Consider the following 20302-nt stretch of genomic DNA (forward strand, 5'->3'; position numbering starts at 1 on the left):
GCCGGGCGCTCCGCTCGCGCCGTCGCGGTGCCACCGGGGTGCCCTCGCTGGGGTGCCGCGGGGTCCCTCCGCGCTACCGCCCGAGCGCCCCGCGCTCGACAAGCGCGGCCACCACGCGCTCCGCGGCGTGTCCGTCGTCGTGCGGCGCGAACCGGGCGCGCCATGCGGCCTCAGCATCGGGCCGAAGCCAGCTCGCCTCGGCACCCCGTTCCGCCCACTCCTGGGCGTGGGCCACAACCTCGTCCCGCGACGTCAGGAGCGGCCCGGGGGCGGTTGCGGCGAAATCGAACGTGAAGCCACGCTCGCGGTCCCGGTAGGACTCGAGATCCGGCACGAAGAACAGGAGCGGCACGCGCGCCACCGCGGCGTCGAACATGATCGAGGAGTAATCCGTGATCAGGAGGTCGGCGGCGAGGATGACGTCGTTGACGTCGGCGTGCGCGGAGGCGTCGATGACGCGCGCGCCGGTCGCGTCGCCCGGGGCCGCCCCGTAGCTCCCCAAGCCGTGGGTGCGGGTGTGGCCGCGTGCCACCACCACCCAGTCCTCCCCGAGCTCCGCCGCGAGCCGACGCACGTCGAGGTCGTCGACGACAGAGATTCCGCCATCGCGCCAGGTCGGCGCGTAGACGAGCACCCGGACGCCCGCGGGGATCCCGAGCGCGGCGCGCGCCGCACCCACGATGATCGGGTTGCGGTCGGCCCCGAGCACGGCGCGGGCCAACCGGTCCGCACGCGGATAGCCGGTTTCGAGGATCTCGCCCCGGTAGGCGTAGCTGCTCCGGAACTGCGCGGTGGAGTGCGGGTTCTGGGACAGCAGCAGGTTCCACCGGCGGCTCTCGCGCCGGATCGCGAGGCGGGTGCGCAGCCCGACATTCGGTCGGCCGAGCGCAAGGTGCTTGAGCATGGTGCCGTGCCAGGTTTGCAGCACAATCTGGCCGCGGCGACGGCGGAACCCGAAGCGCAGCCAATCGTTCACCACGAGGACGCGGGCGTACCGGCGGGCCGCGTGCCACGCGCGGCTCCCGACCACCACTGCGGTCGCGCCGTCCGGCACCGCCTGCGCCTCGCTCGTGACGCTCCAGTACCGAGCCGCATCCGGGAATCGCGCGGCGATCTCCGCGTCGATCGCGAGCGGATTGCAGCTCACCTGCCGCCCATAGAAGCTCTCGAAGAACACTCCGCCCGGGGTGACCAGGTCACGCGCCGGGAGCGCGAGCTCACGGGCCGCCGCGAGGACCCGCGCCGCGGCCCCACCCTCGGGGTAGGCGTGAAAACGGGCCGCGAGCGCGCGCGTTTCCGCCTCGGCCGCGCGCCGCGCGGGGGATCCCGGGCTGAGCTCGCCGAGGCGCTGCAGAGACGCCGCCCAGTTGCGCGCGACGCGGCCGCCGCTCGTCACCTCGAGCGGCTCGTACAGGCCGCGCGTTGCCGTGTAGTGGGCCAGGTCGGGCGCGAACCAGACGATCGGCCGCCCCAGCAGCGCGAAGTCGAGCGCCGTCGAGGAGTAATCGGTGATGACGACGTCAAACGCGCCGAGCGCCGGGGTGAGATCGCGCAGCCGGTCCGACCCGAGCAGATGCACCCGGTCGCTCCGGAGCGCCTCGTAGGCTCCCCGCCCCAGCGGGTGGGGCCGGATCACGAGGTGCGCGTCCAGGCGCTCAAGCGTCGCCGCGATCGCTGCGGCCTCGGCGGGCGTCGGCACGGCGGGGTCTTCCTCGCCATCGCGCCAGGTCGGAGCGTAGAGCACGAGCTGTGCGCCCGAGGCGATGGTTTCGGGTGCGTCGAGCAGTCGGATCACTTCGGCGCGCGTGGCCGCCGCGGCCGCCGGATCACTGGCCTGCCGCGCGAGCGCATCGTCGCGGGGGTCCCCGAGGACACGCACCTTGCCCGGATCCACGCGGAACGCGGAACGCAGCCGCTCGGCGGCGACCTCCGATCCCGCGACGTACATGTCGATTTCGCGAGAGCCCGCCAGGTACATGCGGCGCAGCAGCGCCCGTACCGGGGCGGGACCGCGCACCGCGGTGGTCACCGGCGAGTCGAGGTGCAGGCGCTTCAGCGGGGCCCCGTGCCACAACTGCACGATGCGCGCGCCCGTGATCCCGAAGCGATTCACGTCGCCGAGCCCGTGCGTCACGACGATCTGTCCGGCGCGCAGCGTGGCCCAGTACCCGGCCCAGCCGCGCCGGATCACGGGCGTCACCCCTTCGGCCCTGGCGATCTCCGCCTCCGCATCATCGGCGACGAGCCACACGATCTCGGCTGCTGGGTCGCTCGCCTGCAACGCTCGGGCCACCGCGAGCGCTCCTTCGCCGACGCCGATCCCGCTGCCGAATGCCCAGCGCCCCGCAATCCGGGGCACGAACCAGGACAGCACGATCGAGAGAAGGTACTGGGGCACGGCGAGCAACTTTGCAAGGTTGCCGCGCGCGAAGGTGAATCCTGCGGTACTCATCGCTCCCCACTGTAGAGGATCGAGCTGCGGAGGCCACGATGCACAACGGCCGGTGCCGGCGCCCCGTTCAGGGGCACCGGCACCGGCCGTGCGCGTGCGGAGGCTACGGTGTTACCACTCGAGATCGCCGAGCTTCACGTCAACCTGACCGGGCTTGCCACCGCGGGTGTAGTCGATCGTGACCTCGCTGCCACCAGCGTGCATGCGGATCAGCGCGGAGACCGAGGTCCCGTCGACCGCGGACACCCCGTCGACCGCGGTGATGACATCGCCGGCCTTCAGCCCAGCCTTCGCCGCGGCACCGTCGCGCACCACCTCGACCAGGAGGCCGCCCGCGTGGTTCGCGTCCTCGTCCGTGTCCTGGCTCGAGTTCGCGACCGAGGCACCGAGCAGGCCGTGTGAGGGCTGCTCCCCCGCGATAATCGCGTCGGCCACCCGCGAGGCAAGGTTCGCGGGGATTGCGAAGCCGAGACCGTTGCTGCCGGCGGTGCCGTTCGATGCCGAGGCCGAGGCGATCGCCACGTTGATGCCGATGAGCTCGCCGGAGCCGTTCAGGAGCGCCCCGCCGGAGTTCCCGGGGTTGATTGACGCGTCAGTCTGGATCACGGGGAGGGTGACCGATCCGCCGCCGCTTGACTGCTGCTGCGGCTGTTCCTGCTGCTGCCGACTGTCCGGGAGGCCGAAACGGAAGTCCCAGGGGAAGCCCGGGTTCTCTTCGCTGCCCCCGTTGTCGTCGGGCTGCTGGCTCGGATCCTGCGGGATCAGCGGGCTGCCCACCGAGATTCCTCGGTTGAGTGCGCTGACCACACCGCTCGTGACCGTGTTCGCGAGGTTCAACGGAGCACCGATCGCGACGGTCAGGTCCCCGACGTCGATCTTGTCGGAATCCGCCACCTTGATTGCGGGAAGCCCGTCTGCCTCGACCTTCACGACCGCGAGGTCCGCGTAGGGGTCGACCCCGACAAGGGTGCCGTCCAGGATGCGGCCGTCACTCAGCTTCACGCGGATGCCGGCGTTCTCGAGCGCGGCACCATCCAGCGTCACCACGTGCGCGTTCGTGACGATGTATCCGTCCTCGCTGTAGATGACGCCCGAACCGGAGCCGCTCGCGTTGCCGCTCTGGACTTCCAGCGTGACCACGCTGGGGGTCGCGACCGCGGCGACACCGGAGATCGCGGTCGCGTTCTCCGCGTTATTCAGGGTGATTGCCCCGCCGCCCTGGGACGCGGCCTGCGGGGCCACGTTCGATGCCACGACCGCGGCAACCCCGCCACCGACGACGCCGCCGAGCAAGGCACCAATCGCAAGACCCGCGAGGAGCGCGCCCGTGCGGGACTTTGGCTTCGCGGGGCCCGCGGGCTGCGCCGGCTCTGCGGGCACCTGCCCGGCCCCGTGCCCGACCCCAAACGCGGCACCGGCGGCGTGCGGACCGGCCGGCTGCAGCGGATCGGCCCCCAGGGCAACCGTCGGCTGCTCGGATGTTCCCTGGTGCGGTGTCACCGGATGCTGCGGTGCCGCGTACTGCGGTGCACCCTGATGCGGTGCGGCCTGGTGGGGCGCATATGCGCCGACCGACGGTGCGCCGTCGCCCGACACCGGGCTCCCCCCGGCCGCGGGATCGGTCGCCGGCTGCTGCGGCGATGGAACCTGCGGTGCGGGGTTCCCGGCGGGAACGGCCGACTCAGACGGTGCGGCGGTGGGGGCGTGCTCGGGGCGTGGCTGCTCCGGCGCATCACTGCGGTCGGTGTTGTGGCTCTCAGGCGTCGTGGTCATGTGAGCTCCCTTCTCATGTGACCAGCTTGGCCTGTCAAGCTATGAATTTCGTAGGTGCAGACTGCATAGGGGCTGCAGATTGCGCGGTTCCGCCCGACGGGCGCGCCCTCACCTTCGCCGATGCGCCAGCACCGCGATGCCGGCGGCGAGCGCGAGCAGCAGCAGTCCCACGCCGCCCCAGAACAGCAGGGTGGTTCCGGAGCCGCCGGTGCGAGCGAGCGGTGGCGTGTCTGGCGTGGGCGCGGCCACCACCTCGAACCGTTCGCTCGGGGCACCGCACTCCCCGACGCTGATCACGTGCTCCTGCCCAGCCTCGCGCATCACGAGGGTCTCCACGTAGCCGCCGGCTCCCAGGTGCTCCGGTGTGGTGGTCACGCGGCGTGACTCGACCCGTCCTGGGCCGTCCACGACCACGCCGTCGGGGTCCGAGAGTTCGGGGATGATCCGATCCGGCGAACACACGAGGGTGCCCTCGCTATCGGCCGCGTACGCCGTGAACCTGACGTGGTAGCTCAGCCCCGGACGCTCCGCGAAGCGCCCCTCCAGAATTGCGGTGTCATACATCTCCTCGCCGACGACCGCGGTGCCCGCGGATTCCGTGCGCACGTGCGGGGCTTGCACGGTCGTGGTTTCCTCGGGGGCGCCGCACACTCCGCGCACCAACTCCGTGGTCTCCCCGTCGGCGTGGAGCCGCAGCACCGCGACCCACCACACCGTGTCGCCAAATTCCGGCAGTGCGGTGAGTTCGGGAGATTCGAGCTCCCCGGCCGCGGTCACCGGTACCGGATCCGTCCGGAAGAGCGCGGTGTCTGCAGTGCACGTTGCGGCATCAGTCCCCGTGAGGCTGGCATCGCCGCGGTACCCCTCGAATACGAGGTCGTGTGTCGCCCCCGGCCGCTGCGTCAGCTCGCCCGCAATCTCGGCGACATCGCGCATGACTTCCCCGGTTGCCACGACCCCACTGGCACGTGTTGCCACGCTCGGTTCGGAGATCACCGTGCTCTCCTGAGTGGCTCCGCACTCGCCGCGCAGCGCCGGAGTGCGAGTATCGCCCTCGATCAGCCAGAGCGTTTCGACCCACCACACCGGACCGGCCCACCCCAGGGGCACCGGCACCGGCTCGGAGAAATACTCCCCGGGACCGGTCACCGGCGTGGGCCCCGTGTCGAACAGCTGGGTCTCAGGCGTGCAGACCGGGGTGTCCGAATCCGCGGATCCGCGATACCCCGCGAACGTCAGTTCCCAGCGCGCGTGCTCGGTGTCTGTCAGCGCCCCGCTGACGACCGCGGTGTCGGTGATCGTGTCGCCGACCACCGCGGCCTCTGGCGCGACCGTGGTCACTTCCGGACGTCCGATCTCCGTCGTTTCCGTGTCCAAGCCACACGAGCCGCGATGCAGCCGTTCGGATCCCGAACCGGTGTCCATGCTGAGCGTTTCCACCCACCACACCTTCGTCCCGTGTTCCCAGCGCGCGACAAATCCGGGTGCGACAACGTCGCCGGGCTCGCGCACCGGGATGCGTTCTGATCGATAGATCCGGTTGTCTGCCGTGCAGAGCGGTACACCCTCGGCAGATTCCTCCGCGCGATAGGCCTCAAAGCGGAGGCTGTACGCGGCGTTCGGCGCGAAGCGCCCCGTCACCGTCGCGGTGTCGGTGAGGAGCTCACCCACCATCGCCTGCGGCGTGGCCTGCGTCACCACCCCCGGCTGCTCGGTGACCGTCCGTTCATGGGGCACCCCGCAGCTCCCCTCGTGCACCGTACGGCCCTGCGAAACGATGCGCTCCACCCAGTGAATGGTGCCCGGTGACCGGACGCTCACTTCGGCGGTCTGGTACTCGCCGAGCGCGGTGATCGCGATCCCACCCTCACGGTAGACCGGCTGTGCGACGCACCGTTCCTCGGCGCTCATTCGTTCAAGTTCTGCGGCTGTCCAGCGGAGCGGAACGGGGTCATCGTCTCCCCTGGACCCATCCGGCGGCTCGGACCCCCGCGAGTTCGTCCCGGCGACGCCCTCGGGCCCGGCATCCGCGATCTGAGGCCCGGTATCCTCCGCGCTCGGGAGCGCCGCGGGGCCGGTGCGGTCGCCTCTGGGCGCAAACGTGAGCGATCCCGCTTCCGCAGGGTCGCGCGGTCGCGCGGGTTCCACCTCCGTCACCAGCGGCTCCCAGTTTTCCCCGTATTTCGGTGCCCCCACTTCGGGCATGAGGTACGCGGTAAAGTCGGCAACCGCCTCGGGCCAGAGCCGCGCACGCGTGTCGGGTGCCTCGCTCACGACGAGCGTGTCCCGCATGATACCGCCCACGTCCGCCGAGGGCTGTGCCTGCGTCTCGGCGTCGGGATCCGCGAAGGGCGGTGGCACACGCACCGCGACCGTCTCGAAGCGGCCACGCAACTCGGTGGACCGAGACGCACCGGTGGCCACCGCAAGACGCTGCCCGACGCCGCCGTTCGCCGTCGAGGTGTTGTAGATGTCGAGAACCGGGTCCCACCCGCGCTCCCCCGACGCCAGCCAGGATCCGTTAATGGTGAGTGTTCGGGCCCCCTCGGAGACATCGACATAGCGCGCCGACGCGCCAGATCCCGCAACCGAGAGTGAGGCGGCACCGTTGCGCACAAAGAGGCCACCAGAGACCGAGAGTTCCCCGGTCCCCGCGGGGTACGCCACGCGGTAGCGCCCCTCGCGGCCACCGGGATCCGGCGTCACGTCGAGTTGCCCGGTAACCGGTTTCGGTGCGCGCGGTGGGTTCGCGTGCTGCCGGGCATCCTGGACGAGCACATCGGACGCGGCGATCAGCGCCCGCCCCTGCGCGGACCCTTCCAGGATCGCGATCCGCGAGTTGAGGGCCGGATTTCCCGAAAGGAAGTTTGCCCGAAGCCGCCAGACCGAGAGTTGCACCGCCGCGGCACTCCACGCGTCCCGGTTCTGCCCGTGCCGGTCAATCAGGTAGTTCATCTGCCGCATCCCCGCTGGGTCGCCCCACGCCGGAAACATCCCCGTTCGACCCGGCAGGATCGAGACCCGGCCGGCCTCGGACATAAATCCGGACGGTTCGCCGAGTTGAATCTCGATGCAGTACGCCCGAGTACCGTTCGGCATGAGGTAATTCGAGAGGACGAGCCCGCCCGGAAACGTCATCGACTCTCCCCGGGGCACTGCCGTCGCGGGAGCTGCCTCGACGGAGACGAGACCGCCGACAAGTACGCTCGCGAGGAGCGAACCCGCTACCGCCCGTTCACGCCAGCCCGAACTGCCGCGCCAGCCTGACCTGCCGCGCCCGCGTGCGTGGTCACGCGCCGTGTTTCCGCTTCGCCGTCGAGTCCATCGCTGTACGCCAAGCATGGGGATCCTTTCGATGTGCCACCGTCGTTGGTGTGTGCGCCCCACCGGACGGGAGGGCGCGTGCATCGATGATCGGGGCGGCGTGACTGCCGTGCGACACGCCATCCACAGGCGCGGGCGGCCCCCGATTTGAGGCCGCCCACGACCGCGTGCTAGAGTATTACTCGTGCCGCGGGGTGGAGCAGTTCGGTAGCTCGCCGGGCTCATAACCCGGAGGTCGTAGGTTCAAATCCTGCCCCCGCAACGGAAATGCGACACACGAAATGCCCCTGATCTGGATTTTGTCCGAGATCAGGGGCATTTTGCTGTGCCCCAACCCCCGTTGACGCACCTCCTCGAATCGGGCGACGCACCACAGGCACCGCGTGCCTGTGAGCGACGGCCCCAACGACGTCTTCGCTCCGACGCCTCGCATCGCAACACGCCCCGCACGCACCTCGTTTCGCGCCCGGCCGCGCCCACCCCGTAGACTCATGATCACGCCGCGGGGTGGAGCAGTTCGGTAGCTCGCCGGGCTCATAACCCGGAGGTCGTAGGTTCAAATCCTGCCCCCGCAACCACGAGTCGCACTGCGGCACAACGGCCCCTGATCGAGAGATCAGGGGCCGTTGTTGTGTGTCGAGGGTGCGGTGCCCCAGCTCACCCGTTCTTGGTTTCGCGCACGAACAGCCAAATGAAGTACCCGCCGCCGATCGAGACGGTCATGATCCCCACGGGCAGCGGCGTCGGGGCGAACAGACGCTGTGCGGCGAAGTCCGCGACCACGAGCAGCAGCGCACCGAACACGGCGGAGGCACCGAGCGCAGGTCCGGCGGCGCGAGTGAGCCGCCGAGCAATCTGCGGTGCCACGAGCGCGACGAACGCGATGGGCCCGGCCGCGGCGGTCGCGAGCGCGGTGAGCGCTACGCCCAGCACCATGAGGAACAGTCGCGCGTGCTCAGCGGGAACCCCGGTTGCACGAGCGGCATCATCCCCGAGCTCCAATTGCCGGAGCACGGGGCCGCTCGCCACCGCGAGTGGGAGCAGGACCGCGGTGAGGAGCGCGACCGGCACCAGCTGCCCCCAGCTACTCCCGGCAAGCGTGCCCGCACCCCAGACCGCCGCTCGGAGCGCCACGTCAAGGTCCGCACGGATGATCACGAGCGTGTTGACGGACGCGAGTGTCGCAGACACACCGATCCCGACGATGATCAGCCGAAAGCCCTGCACGCCACGGCGATAGGCGAGGACGTACACGACCGCGGCCGTGGCGAGCCCTCCCCCCAGCGACCCCGCGGCCGTGAGCAAGTACCCGCCTCCGGTGAGGACGATCGTGAGGAGCGCGCCCGTATACGCCCCGGTTGAGAACCCGATTATGTCCGGAGAACCCAGCGGATTTCGGGTGAGCGACTGGAAAATCGCCCCGCTCACCGCGAGGCATGCCCCCACAAGCACGGCGAGGGCCACCCGCGGGAGCCGCCACTCCAGCACGACAAGCCGAGCCCTCGGGGTGCCGCCGCCGAAGAGCGCCTGCACCACGTCGCCCAGCGGGACGAATACGTCACCCCAGGCCAGCGCGACGAGCGAGGTGACGACCGTAGCGATGAGGGCGCTCCCGGTCACCAGTGCGGCACGGCGACTGAACCGGAGAGCCAGCGACGGGCGACGGATCGTGATTCCCGGTGCACGGAACACGACTGACCGCGGTGTCTCGCTCACAGTCCACTCACCTTCGTTCGGCGCGCAAGCGCCACGAGCACGGGGGCACCGATCAGGGCGGTAACAATCCCGAGCTGCAGTTCCTGCGGTGCGATGATCACGCGCCCAACCACGTCGGCCACGGTCACCAGCAACGGTGCCACCACCACCGTGAACCCGAGGATCCACCGCTGATCCGGACCCACGAACCAGCGACAGATATGGGGCACCATGAGCCCAACAAAGCCAATCGGACCCGCCGCCGCGGTGGCGGCACCGGCGAGCACCGTGACGGCCACGATCACGAGCACGCGCGTCCGGAAGATCCGCGCGCCCAAAGATCCGGCAAGCGCATCACCCAGAGCAACAATGTTGAGCGCGGGGGCGAGCGCAAGCGCAAGCACTGTTGCCGCGAGAATCCAGGGCGTCACGCCACCAACGATCTCCCACCCACGTCCCGAGAGCGTGCCCGCACCCCAGTCACGCATCTGGTCGAATGCTCTGGGGTGCAGCAGCGTGATGCCGGACGTGATTCCGCCGAGGAGCGCAGCGACGGCAACGCCAACGATGGTGAGCTGTACCGGGGAGACGCTCCCCCGCCCGACGCTGCCGAGCGCGTACACGATGACGGTCACCACCCCGGCTCCCAGGAACGCGAACCAGACGTACCCACTGACTGATGTGACACCCCAGAAGGCTACGGCGAGCGTGACCGCGAAGGCAGCGCCGGCGTTTACTCCCAGGATGCCCGGGTCGGCGAGTGGGTTCCGGGTAAACGCCTGAATCAGCGCGCCGGACACCCCCAACGCGATCCCCACGACGACGCCGAGGAACATGCGCGGCAGCCGGGTCTCGCGCACGATAAACGCATCGCTGTCGTCACGCCCACCCCACAGCGCGTCCGTGACCACCTCCGGCGGAATCGGCTTGGCCCCGAGCGCCACGCTCACCGCACATGCAAGCAGCAGGGCGACGAGCGCGGCAATCAGCCAGACGATGCGCCGTCTGCGGGTACGAGCGAGGAGTCGACGGGGCGGGGTGCCGGGGGCGGCACTCCGCGCAAGCATCAGCCGACGTCGGCAGACATATTGCCGGTACGGTCCTGCGTCCAGTAGCCAATGGCATGGTGCCGATCACGCGCAAGCCCGAGGCGGCTTCGCAGATCGCGCCGGATCGAGCGACTGGTCGCGGCCTCGCATGCCACCCAGGCATACCAGGGCACCCCGGGGTCCGTCACCCGCGCCACCTCCGCGGCAAGGGCGCTGGGGCGATACCCGTTGCCGGTGCCCACCTTCCAGATCAGCTCGACGTCGCCCCGCGTCTCGAACTCCTGAATATCGGCCTCGCTGGGCACCTCCGCGATGGCCAGCGCCCGCGCCCCCGCCGGCAATTGCTCGATGATCCGACCGAGCCCGGGTACTCCGGTCGCGTCCGCAACCAGGAGTTGGAAGTCGGCGTCCGCGGGGGCCGCGTAGTACGAGGACGGTTCGTCACGCGTTCCGGCACCAAAGATCCCGATCACGTGCCCGGGTTCGGCCCGCTCCGCCCACGCCGAGGCAAGCCCGCCGTCATGCACGACAAAGTCGATATCGAGGAACCGACCGCCCTCGTGAACGCTCCGGACCGTATAGTGCCGCCAGGGCGGTTCCTCCCCGGTCCAGCCGCGCCCGTACTCGGGGAGGTTGAACACTTCAATGGCAGCGCGGGTCTCCCCGGGTGCCGGCAACGCGATGTCCACCCGCTCGTCTCCGCGCCCGTGCACTGGCCAGCGCCAATCTCCGTCAGCCTCGAATCGGATCCGCAGCATGTTCGGGGTGACGCGCCGTGTGGCGACGACCCGGGCGGGCGCGCAAGGAATCGCCATCGGCTCAGCCCTCCGTAACCTGGTCGAGCACCGACGTGATGGCGTCGAGTGAGTCCAGCCCCCAGAGGAACGACGACGTGGCGGGGGCGTCGAAGCCGGAGAACACATTGCCGGTCCGCACCGCTGGGAGCGACTCCCAGACACGGTTCCCCGTGAGTCGCTGCAGCTGATCGGGTTCGAGCACCACAATAAACCCGGCGTTGTCGAGCTTCTCCAACTGCTCGTCCGAGATCCACGCCCACTCGTCGCTCGTCTTCGCCTCTCCGTCCGTCGGAGTGCGGAACGTGGCGTCGATGTCCACCCAACTCGGCGTTGGCCAGCCGCCCGGAGCGTAACTGGCCCAGGTCGCGTCGTTCGTATTCAGCGACACGATCGCGAGGGGCTGCGCGTCGAGGAGTTCCCGGTACTCCGCACTGATCTCGGCGGCACGTTCCTCGTACTGCCGCTGTTGCGTCTCGGCCTGCTCCCGCTCGTTCGCGGCATCGGCGATGCTGAGCGCGCGCTCGGACCACGATCCGGTGAGGTCGACATGGAACAGCGGGGCGATCGCGGCGAGGCGATCGAGCGTCTCCGGTTCGGGGAATGCGGCGTCCACGATGATCAGGTCAGGGTCGAGATCGAGCACCTTCTCGACGTTGATCTCGGCGTAGGTACTGACCTGCTCGACCCCCGCGAGGGCGTCAATGTAGCGTTCCGGACGGCTGCCCGGCTCTTCAATTCCCTGCATGACGCCCACCGGGGTGACACCCACGTCGACGAGCACACTCGACGAGAAGAAGTCGGTCGCGACAATGCGTTGCGGATCGACGGGGATTTCGGCCTCGCCGAGCGCGTCGGCCACGATCCGGGTCTCTCCGGGCTGCGGGCCGGCCGTCGAGGGTGCGCAGGCGGACAGCCCGGTTCCCACCAGCAGGACAGCGACAAGGGCCCCGGCGTAGCGAATCGCCCGGTGCCGGTGCGGCCGAAAAACAAGACGGGAGGACTGCACAGTACCCCTTTCGGGTTGATGAGATGTGGCTTAGGTGCGCCTTACTTTCATCAGATTAGCGGAGTCGTGTGCCGCATTATGTCCCACTCGTACTGCTTTTCGCCACGCGCTCGGGCGTCGATTCCCGCACCGGCCGTTCCGCGAAGTGAGCCGCAGGGGTGCTCCCCATGACCGCACGGAAGTGCTCGATGAACGTGCTCGGGTTGGCGTAGCCCACACGCCGAGCCGTCGCGGCGACCGTGTGCCCCGAGCCCAGCAGCACAATCGACGCGCGCACCCGCGCTCGGATCCGCCATTGCGTCAGGCTAAGGCCGGTCTCCGCGGCGAACGCCCGGGAGAGCTCTCGCGGGCTCGTCCCCGCACGCGCGGCCCACTCCGCGGTGGTGTCGGCGGCGGCCGGCGCCGCGACAATGCGCTCAGCGATACGCGACAACCGAGGACTCATCGGCATCCGCAGGTCGACGTGCGGCGCGGGGCTCGGCCTGAGGAGATCGAGCACCAGTTCCTGGAGCCGCAGCCGCGATTCGCGCGGCAACGGAGTGCTCGCGTTCAGGAGCAGGAGCTCTCGAATGGCGGGCAGAAGCTCGACCGCGGTCGGCACCGGAGGCAAGTGGGGCGCGGCACCCGGTGCCACGAATGTGGCCTGCAGGATCGTGTCCGCGGACACCTCGATCGTGTGCGGCACGCCGGCCGGCACCCATACCGCCCGCTGCTGCGGCACCGTCCACACCGCGTCGCCGGCGTGCACCCGCATCACACCGACCGTCGACCACACGAGTTCGTCCTGCCGATGCATCTCGGACGCCCAAGGCCGCATGGTGTGCGTCGTGTGGCTCACCGTGGTGAGCAAGAACCCCCGAATGCGACGCTGTGCGGCGGGGGTCACCGGGGCGGACATCATCAGACCAGCGTAGCGATCCGGGCGCGACCACGCGGGTCGCGGCGAGCACTCAATCCTGATTCGGCTCACGCACTCCCCGCACTACAGTGGGGTGCATGATCCGCACCCTCGCCATCGAGAACTACCGCTCGCTGCAGGAGGTCACGCTCGAGCTCGGCCAGCTCACCGTTGTGACCGGGGCGAACGGGAGCGGAAAGTCGAATGTGTATCGTGCGCTCCGCCTCCTCTCCGATATCGTGCGCGACGGGGCGCTCGGCTCGCTCGCCGCGGAGGGCGGGATGCACAGCGCGCTCTACGCGGGCAAGCGGGATGCGTCACGGCCTGTGGCGCTGCGACTCGGCTTCGCCACCGATGACTTCTCCTACGCGATCGATCTGGGACTGCCCCAGCTCCCGGCGTTCACTATCCCGGGAACGGCACGACTCCTCGACCCCGAGGTCAAGACCGAGGCCGTCTGGCACGGCCCGGTCCTGCGTCCCGCGGCACTCCTCGCCGAGCGGCGCTCGCTTGCGGTACGACTCCGCGATTCCGGCGGTGTACTCGCACTCAGCGATTGGCGGGTTCGGGAGGCCGAGTCCATGCTCGCGACGCTCTCCTCCCCCGCCGAGACCCCGGAGCTCTTCGCGCTGCGGGAGTCGGCGCGGCGGTGGCGCTTCATCGATCACCTCCGCACCGATGCGGACGCGCCGGCCCGGCGCGCGGGACCGGTGAGTTTCACTCCGGTGCTCGACCCCTCGGGGGCGAACTTCACCGGCGCAGTCGCCACCGTACTGGGCGTCGGCGACGGCGACCGCCTGCAGCGTGCGGTCGCCGACGCTTTCGCGGGGTCACAGGTCGTCCTCGATGGCGACCATCACGGTGTCGCACAGGTCTGCCTCACACAGCCTGGCCTCGAACGCCGTGTGAGCGCCGCGGAACTCTCCGATGGCACCCTCCGGTTTCTCCTGCTCGCGACCGCGCTCCTCAGCCCGCGCCCGCCCGAGCTCCTCGTCTTGAACGAGCCTGAGGGCAGCCTGCATCCCAGCTTGCTCCCCGCGCTCGCCACGCTCATCGCAGATGCCGCGCAGCACACGCAGGTGATCGTTGTGACCCACGCCGAACCCCTCGTTCGCGCGCTCGCGCCCGAGGCTCGGCTGATCGAGCTGGAGAAAACGGCCGGCGCCACCTCCGTGCGCGGCCAGCTCCGGTTCGAGGGTCCGCACTGGAGCTGGCCGAAGCGGTAACCAGACGCGCTCGACCCGTCGCACGCGCACCCGAAACGACCCTCAACGCACGAAACGACCCCGTCATCACAGGAAATCCTGCAATGACGGGGTCGTCCTGAGGGGAAGTGGTCAGCTCGTGCTGCGCGGGCACGGGCGGCGTTGCGCCGCCCGTGCCCGGCACCTTAACTCCCCTGCAGCGCGTTCTCGAGCGCGTCGCGCAGCTTCTCGTCGGCCTCACCGTAGGCCGTCCAGTCGCCCGCCTTCATGGCCGCGTCGCGGTCCTTGATGGCCTGCTGCATCTCCTGCAGCACGGCGTCCATCGAATCGCTCGATCCGCCGGAGCTGCCACCGCTCGTGCCCGTATCTTCATCGGAGGGCGGCGTCGCCCCATCCCCCGGCGTGACCGGCACCCCGCCATCCCCAGCGTTTGCGCCCGAGCTGCCCCCGAAGAGTTCGTCGAGTGCAGCGTCGAGGGTGTCCTCGAAGGCGATGTCGTCACCGAAGGAGACGAGCACCTTCTGCAGGATCGGGAAGCTCGTTCCCGAGGAGGCCTGGACATACACGGGCTGCACGTAGAGCAGACCGCCACCGACCGGGAGCGTCAGCAGGTTTCCGCTGATGACCTTACTCTCGCCCTGGCGCAGGATGTTCAGCAGGTTCGACACCTTCGAGTCGGTCGTGAAGCTGTTCTGCACCTGGCCGGGGCCGGGGATCGAGTTGCTCTTCGGCAGCGTCAGCAGTTTCAGCGTGCCGTAGTCCTCCGAGATCGTCCCGTCCTTCGATCCGGCGTTCGAGTTGGCGGCGAGGTATCCGGTGAGGATGTCTCGCTGTCCTTCCCCGCGCGCGTCCGGGATGTAGGTCGAGTAGATCGAGAAGTTCGGGTCGGCGTCAGCACCCGCGGCGAGCGTCAGGTAGTACGGCGGCTGGGCGAGCTTCTGGGCGTCCGCGGCGGCGCTTGCCACCGGGTCGTTCGGCGTGCGCCAGCGATCCTCTGCCGAGTAGAACGCGTCAGGATCGGTCACGTGGTATTCGCCGAGCACCGAACGCTGCACCTTAAACAGGTCGCTCGGGTAGCGCACGTGGCTCAGCAGGCCACCGCTCATCTCCGAGACCGGCTTCAGCGTGTCCGGGAAGATCTTGCCCCAGGACTGGAGCAGCGGGTCTTCGGTGTCCCACGCGTACAGCGATACCTTGCCGTCGTAGGCGTCGACGGTGGCCTTCACCGAGTTCCGGATGTAGTTGACGGGCTTCGGCATCGGGTCACGCGTCTTGTTCGCCGAATCGACCGTGAGCTCGTTCATGTCCTTGACCTCGGAGTACGGGTAGTCCGCCGAGGTGGTGTAGCCGTCGACGATCCACACGATACGGCCGTCCACCACGGAGGCGTACGGGGCCTTGTCGAGGGTCAGGTACGGCGCGACCTTCTGGACACGCTCGACGGGGTCGCGGTCATACAAGATCTGCGAACCATCGACCACGGCGCCCGAGAGCAGCACCTCCATGTCCTGGAACTTCAGGGCGTAGATCAGCTTCGTGAAGATGTTGTTGAGCTCCGGGCCACCGTCGCCCTTGAACGTCGTCATGTTCTGGCGCCCGGACTCCGTCTCCTCCTCGGCGCTCGGCGCTTCCTCGGCGGGCTCCTCAGCAGGCGCCTCGGCCTCGACCTCGGCCTCGACCTCGGGGTCGGCGGGCTGCGGGTCCTCGGCGGTGGCCTCGGCGCTACTCTCGCCGTCGGCCGGGAAGTCCAGCTCGATCGACTTCTTCCGCTCGCCGCCCACGATCGAGTACTCGGGCGAGTTCTGACCGAAGTAGACGCGGGGCTCGAACTCGCCGAGCTTGCCGCTCGTCGGGATGCCGTTCTCGAGGAACACGGGCTCGCCGCCGGGCGAGCGCTGGTTGCCGAAAGCGGCGACGAGACCGTAGCCGTGCGTGTACACGAGCGTCCGGTTGTACCAGCCGGTCTGATCCTCGATGTTGATGTCGCGCACCGCACTCACGGTGTCTTCGACCTGGCCGTCGATCTCGTAGCGGTCAACGCTCAGCGAGGTCGGGAACTGGTAGTACTGCCGGATCTGCTCGAGCTGCGAGAAGGTCGGCGATACGACCTCGGGGTCGATGATGCGGATGTTCGCGGTCGCCAGCGCGTCGTCGCGGAGCGCACCGGGCTCCGCGTCGGTCACGGCGTCGTAGCGCTCGACCTCGACGTCGTCCAAGCCGTAGGCCACCCGGGTCGCGTCGATGTTGCGCTGAATGTATTCGGACTCCAGGCTCTTCTCATCGGGGCGCACCTGGAACTGCTGGATCGCCCACGGGTAGCCGACGCCGAGCACGATGCTGGAGACGAGGAACAGCGCGGTGCCCACCACGGGAAGCCGCCACTTGCCGGTGAAGGCGGTGACGAGGAACAGGATTGCGACGATGATCGCGATGCCCGCGAGGATCTGCTTGCCCGGAATCACCGCGTGCACGTCCTGGAACATGGCACCGGTGCGGAGCCCCGCGCTGCTCGTGAGCGCGCGGTACTGGTCGAGCCAGAGGCTCACGGCCTGGAGCAGCAGGTACACCGTGGCGAGCACAGCGGCCTGGATCCGCGTCGCCTTCGAGACGCGCACGTCGCGACCCGAGAACGCGATCCCCCCGTACAGGTAGCTCGTGGCCACGCCGGCAATCAGCGAGATCAGGGCGACCGCGGACGCAAAACCGACGGCGCCCTGGAATACCGGGAGATCAAACAGGAAGAACGAGACGTCGAAGCCGAACTGCGGGTCCTTCTCTCCCGTTGGTGAGCTGTTCAGCCAGAGCAGGATGCTCTGCCACTGGGCCGCGGCGGTCACACCGGCGAACAGGCCGATCACCGCGGGCAGGCCCCACTTCACGAGGCGCCGCAGCGGCTCGAAAAGCTCCTGGTACCGGTCGAGCTGCGCGGTCAGCCGGGCATACACCGGGCGTTTCCGGTAGGCGATGTCGATCGCGAAGAACAGCGGGACCGCCATCCCGAGGAAACCGATGACAAACATCACCGCCGCCGCGATCCACTGGGTCGTCAATACCGGGAGATAGCCGGTCTGCCGATACCACAGCACCTCCGCCGTCACCGCAGCGACTGCGAGGAAGCCAAGGATCAGGATCACCACCAACACGATTGTGGCGGCGAGCGGGGACATGCGGCGCTGACGGGCGGCCTGAGCTTCTGCGTTCTGGTCGGTCACGTCTCTGAGTACTTTCCTGTCGGTGTGACACCGGCTGCTGCCGGGCGGGTTCCGCCTCTCAGCCTATCGGTCCGCGCTGACAATCCTCCGGGTTCACTGGGCGGGGCCGACCTCACACCGCTCGATTCCCTGGACAGGAGTTCCAGCGGCCGCCGCCTCGATCGCTGCCAGCGCCTCGTCCAGCGTTTCCACGGGCACGACCTCGATCCCCGACGGCTGCCGCTTCGGGAGATCCCCGCAGTTCGCCACGGGCATGAGGAACACGTCGCTGTCGGCGCGCGCCGCAGCCCACAGCTTCTGCTCGAGTCCCCCGATCGGGCCCACCACGCCGGCGTCCGTCACCGTGCCGGTCCCACTCACCGTCAGATCCCCCAGCATTGCTCCCGGGGTGAGCTGGTCGATGATCGCGAGCGCGAAGATCATGCCGGCGCTCGGCCCGCCGATCTCCGCGAGGGAGATATCGACCTCCATGGGCAGTTCGAAGCTCGTTGCGATCACCGCCCCGATCAGTGGATCGCCGCCCCCCTCCGGGATCTGCGGGGTCAGTGTGACCTCCCGCGCGTCGCCGTCGCGCTCAATGGCGAGCGCGAGCTCGCTGTCCGCACCGGCAGCGACAATCGCTGCGCGGAGATCGGCGAAATCAGTGATCGGCGTGTCACCGATCGCCGTGAGCACATCCCCGTCGCGCAGCACTCCCTCCGCCGGGCCGCCCTCGGAGACCGCCGCGACCGTCAGTTCGACGGGCACCTCATGCCCGAGTTCCCGAAACGCCGCCGCCGCGGCCTGCGCCTGCGAGGACTGCATCTGGACGGTGCCCTGCGCTTCGCGATCCTCCAGCGTGCTGCCCTCAGGGAAGAACATGGAGCGCGGCTGAATTCGCTGCGTGGGATCGATGACCGCCGGAACGAGCGACAGCCAGGACACCGGATGCTCCGGACTGCCCACCAGCGACACCGTCAGCAGGTTGAGCTCCCCTGTCGTCGGGTAGGTCTCCGTTCCCGGCAGGGAGATCACGGGCTGGGTCTCCCCCTCGATCTGCACCTCACCGAGCGTGTTCACGACCGGACCCGGCCGCTCGATGGTGTACGGCGACGGGATGACCGCGGCCAGGAGCAGCGCGCTGGCGAGCCCCGCCACCACGAGTGACCGGCGGGAACGACGGCGCTCCCGCCAGAGTGGGCCAAACACGCCAGAGCCCGCGAAGTCTCGCGGGGCCCGGCCTTGCTGGCCGCCCGATTCGTCGTCGCTCACTGCACTCCCCAGCGTCCCGTTCCCTGCGTCTGTTCGCACTCGGCGCAATGGAAATCGCCGGGCGCCCGTCAATCTAGCAGGCAGAACTGGGCACCGTGCCGTAGCGTGGAATCACGTCAATTACCGAGGGAGCAGCCATGAGCGCGAACGACCACGACGGCTCCGACGACCAGAGCCGGAACGATTTCGAGGAACTGCAGCGGATCCTCGGGGAGATGCTGTCCGGTGGTGGTGGCGGGGCGGCGCTCGATCCCGAGCAGTTTGCCAAGGCCGCGGGCATTCCCGTCGATCCGCAAACGCTCCAGGGCCTGTTCGCCACCCTGCAGGGTGCCATGCAGAACCCCTCGGAGCAGATCGACTGGTCGGCGACTCGGCGCACCGCAATCGAGGTTGCGAGCGGCAGCGGCCCCGCCGCGGATCCGGCACCCGCGATGCGCGCGTTCCCCGTTGCGACGCTCTGGCTCGACGAGGTCACCGAGCTCGGAGCGACTCCGGACGCGCCGCGCACGCTGAGCCGGATCGAGTGGGTGCAGCAGTCCGTCGACACCTGGGTGGGACTCGCAGAGCCCGTCGCCGAATCGATCACGGGCGCGCTCATGCACGCGCTCCAGACGCAAATGCCGGAGGAGCTGAGTTCCGCGCTGCAGGGGGCCGCGCCGATGCTGCGCAGCGTCGGCGGTGCACTGTTCGCGGTGCAACTGGGCACCATCGTCGGCAAGCTTTCCGGCGAGGTGGTCTCCGCGGGTGACGTGGGAATCCCGCTGTTGTCCGGCCCCGGCCGCGAGGGCGGGGCGCTCCTGCCGGGCGGCGTTGCCGCCTTCGCCGAGGGCCTCGACCAGGATCCCGAGGCGGTCACGCTGTACCTCGCCGTGCGGGAGCTCGCCCACGCTCGGCTGTTCCGTCACGCGAAGTGGCTGCGGCTTCACCTGCTCTCCGCGATTACGGACTACTCGCGGGGTATCCACATCAACACGGATCGCATCGAGGAGCTGGCGCACGACATCGACCCGGCGCACCCCGAGCAGATCCAGGAGCTCATCACGAGCGGCGCGCTGATCCCCCCGAAGACCGAGGCGCAGGAGGCCGCGCACGCGCGGCTCGAAACGATCCTTGCCCTCATCGAGGGGTGGGTGGATGTGGTCACCGCCGACGCGGCGAAGCGTATCCCGGGTGCCGAGGCGATCGCGGAAATGGTGCGTCGTCGCCGCGCGACGGGCGGTCCCGCCGAGCACGCGTTCGCCGCGCTGGCTGGCTTGGAACTGCGTCCCCGCCGGCTGCGGGAGGCCGCGGCGCTCTGGCGTCTCGTCGCGGAGCAGGGCGACGTCCCGATGCGCGATGGCCTGTGGGCGCACCCGGATCTACTGCCGTCTTCGGAAGAGCTGGACGATCCCTCGCTGTTGCTTGCCCGCCTCGGGCTCACCGAGGCGGCGCCGGATCCGGCCGCCGACGATTTCGACGCCGCCCTGGCCCAGCTCCTCGATGGTGAGCTGCCGCCGCACTCGGGCGGGGCCGACGGCACCACCCCGCCGAAGGAGTAAGTCCGGGCGCGCGCCTGTCGTGCACAGGGCCGCGTGGGGCCGGGAATCCCGGATGTACCGCTGAGTGCTGTGGACAGCGCGATTCCTTCGGCGCGGAGCATC

General features: G+C 69.4%; 12 protein-coding genes and 2 tRNA genes. 4 read left to right on the forward strand and 10 right to left on the reverse strand.

The genetic code is table 11. The features are described from left to right. Positions 1-73: 73 nt before the first annotated feature. The 3 genes from D3230_RS01645 to D3230_RS01655 all read right to left on the reverse strand — a co-directional run bounded on the left by D3230_RS01645 (position 74) and on the right by D3230_RS01655 (position 7363). Entirely contained in the window at positions 74-2452 is a 2379-nt protein-coding gene (locus tag D3230_RS01645) for a CDP-glycerol glycerophosphotransferase family protein (RefSeq protein ID WP_202343258.1), read from the reverse strand. A gap of 111 nt (positions 2453-2563) precedes the next feature. Further along, positions 2564-4225: a S1C family serine protease gene (locus tag D3230_RS01650; protein WP_202343259.1), complete on the reverse strand. Its 1662-nt coding sequence runs from the start codon at positions 4223-4225 to the stop codon at positions 2564-2566. 108 nt (positions 4226-4333) lie between these two features. Continuing rightward, entirely contained in the window at positions 4334-7363 is a 3030-nt protein-coding gene (locus D3230_RS01655; protein ID WP_202343260.1) for a hypothetical protein, read from the reverse strand. 374 nt (positions 7364-7737) lie between these two features. Between D3230_RS01655 and D3230_RS01660 the strand changes: the two genes are divergently transcribed. Together D3230_RS01660 and D3230_RS01665 are read left to right on the forward strand one after the other, a co-directional pair. After that, positions 7738-7811: transfer RNA gene (locus D3230_RS01660), tRNA-Met, on the forward strand. A gap of 239 nt (positions 7812-8050) precedes the next feature. After that, positions 8051-8127, forward strand: a tRNA-Met gene (locus tag D3230_RS01665). Between the two features lie 79 nt (positions 8128-8206). On the opposite strand, the gene D3230_RS01670 is transcribed toward D3230_RS01665, so the two are convergent. The 5 genes from D3230_RS01670 to D3230_RS01690 form a co-directional block, all read right to left on the reverse strand. After that, a complete protein-coding gene (locus tag D3230_RS01670) occupies positions 8207-9265 on the reverse strand; it encodes an iron chelate uptake ABC transporter family permease subunit (RefSeq protein WP_202343261.1) in 1059 nt (352 codons plus the stop codon). Next, positions 9262-10311, reverse strand: coding sequence for an iron chelate uptake ABC transporter family permease subunit (locus D3230_RS01675; RefSeq protein ID WP_202343262.1), 1050 nt, complete (start codon positions 10309-10311; stop codon positions 9262-9264). The genes D3230_RS01670 and D3230_RS01675 overlap by 4 nt, the downstream gene beginning before the upstream one ends. Continuing rightward, the gene (locus tag D3230_RS01680) at positions 10311-11108 is read right to left on the reverse strand and encodes a siderophore-interacting protein (protein ID WP_202343263.1); all 798 of its coding nucleotides are present in this window, start codon (positions 11106-11108) and stop codon (positions 10311-10313) included. The genes D3230_RS01675 and D3230_RS01680 overlap by 1 nt, the downstream gene beginning before the upstream one ends. A gap of 4 nt (positions 11109-11112) precedes the next feature. Then, positions 11113-12096, reverse strand: coding sequence for an ABC transporter substrate-binding protein (locus D3230_RS01685; RefSeq protein WP_202343264.1), 984 nt, complete (start codon positions 12094-12096; stop codon positions 11113-11115). 76 nt (positions 12097-12172) lie between these two features. After that, positions 12173-12997: a helix-turn-helix domain-containing protein gene (locus tag D3230_RS01690; protein ID WP_202343265.1), complete on the reverse strand. Its 825-nt coding sequence runs from the start codon at positions 12995-12997 to the stop codon at positions 12173-12175. A gap of 95 nt (positions 12998-13092) precedes the next feature. Between D3230_RS01690 and D3230_RS01695 the strand changes: the two genes are divergently transcribed. Next, entirely contained in the window at positions 13093-14220 is a 1128-nt protein-coding gene (locus tag D3230_RS01695; RefSeq protein ID WP_202343266.1) for an AAA family ATPase, read from the forward strand. A 164-nt stretch (positions 14221-14384) separates the two neighbouring features. On the opposite strand, the gene D3230_RS01700 is transcribed toward D3230_RS01695, so the two are convergent. Together D3230_RS01700 and D3230_RS16290 are read right to left on the reverse strand one after the other, a co-directional pair. Next, positions 14385-17411 carry a UPF0182 family protein gene (locus D3230_RS01700; protein ID WP_202343267.1) on the reverse strand — a complete coding sequence of 1009 codons (3027 nt, stop codon included), beginning with the start codon at positions 17409-17411 and terminating at the stop codon, positions 14385-14387. 93 nt (positions 17412-17504) lie between these two features. Further along, positions 17505-18662, reverse strand: coding sequence for a YlbL family protein (locus D3230_RS16290; protein ID WP_337249043.1), 1158 nt, complete (start codon positions 18660-18662; stop codon positions 17505-17507). A gap of 137 nt (positions 18663-18799) precedes the next feature. Between D3230_RS16290 and D3230_RS01710 the strand changes: the two genes are divergently transcribed. Beyond that, positions 18800-20200, forward strand: a complete 1401-nt coding sequence (locus tag D3230_RS01710) for a zinc-dependent metalloprotease (protein WP_202343268.1) — start codon at positions 18800-18802, stop codon at positions 20198-20200. Positions 20201-20302: the final 102 nt, after the last annotated feature.

The sequence above is a fragment of the Leucobacter chromiireducens subsp. solipictus genome (assembly GCF_016758195.1).
In the GTDB taxonomy this organism is placed as follows: Bacteria; Actinomycetota; Actinomycetes; order Actinomycetales; family Microbacteriaceae; genus Leucobacter; species Leucobacter solipictus.

Excerpts from the sequence above, each read along its gene's own strand:
- D3230_RS01690 (WP_202343265.1), bottom strand. The coding sequence starts at position 12,997 with ATGATGTCCGCCCCGGTGACCCCCGCCGCACAGCGTCGCATTCGGGGG.
- D3230_RS01655 (WP_202343260.1), bottom strand. The coding sequence starts at position 7,363 with ATGACGTTTCCGGGCGGGCTCGTCCTCTCGAATTACCTCATGCCGAAC.
- D3230_RS01675 (WP_202343262.1), bottom strand. The coding sequence starts at position 10,311 with ATGCTTGCGCGGAGTGCCGCCCCCGGCACCCCGCCCCGTCGACTCCTC.
- D3230_RS01695 (WP_202343266.1), top strand. The coding sequence starts at position 13,093 with ATGATCCGCACCCTCGCCATCGAGAACTACCGCTCGCTGCAGGAGGTC.
- D3230_RS01645 (WP_202343258.1), bottom strand. The coding sequence starts at position 2,452 with ATGAGTACCGCAGGATTCACCTTCGCGCGCGGCAACCTTGCAAAGTTG.
- D3230_RS01710 (WP_202343268.1), top strand. The coding sequence starts at position 18,800 with ATGAGCGCGAACGACCACGACGGCTCCGACGACCAGAGCCGGAACGAT.
- D3230_RS01650 (WP_202343259.1), bottom strand. The coding sequence starts at position 4,225 with ATGACCACGACGCCTGAGAGCCACAACACCGACCGCAGTGATGCGCCG.
- D3230_RS01680 (WP_202343263.1), bottom strand. The coding sequence starts at position 11,108 with ATGGCGATTCCTTGCGCGCCCGCCCGGGTCGTCGCCACACGGCGCGTC.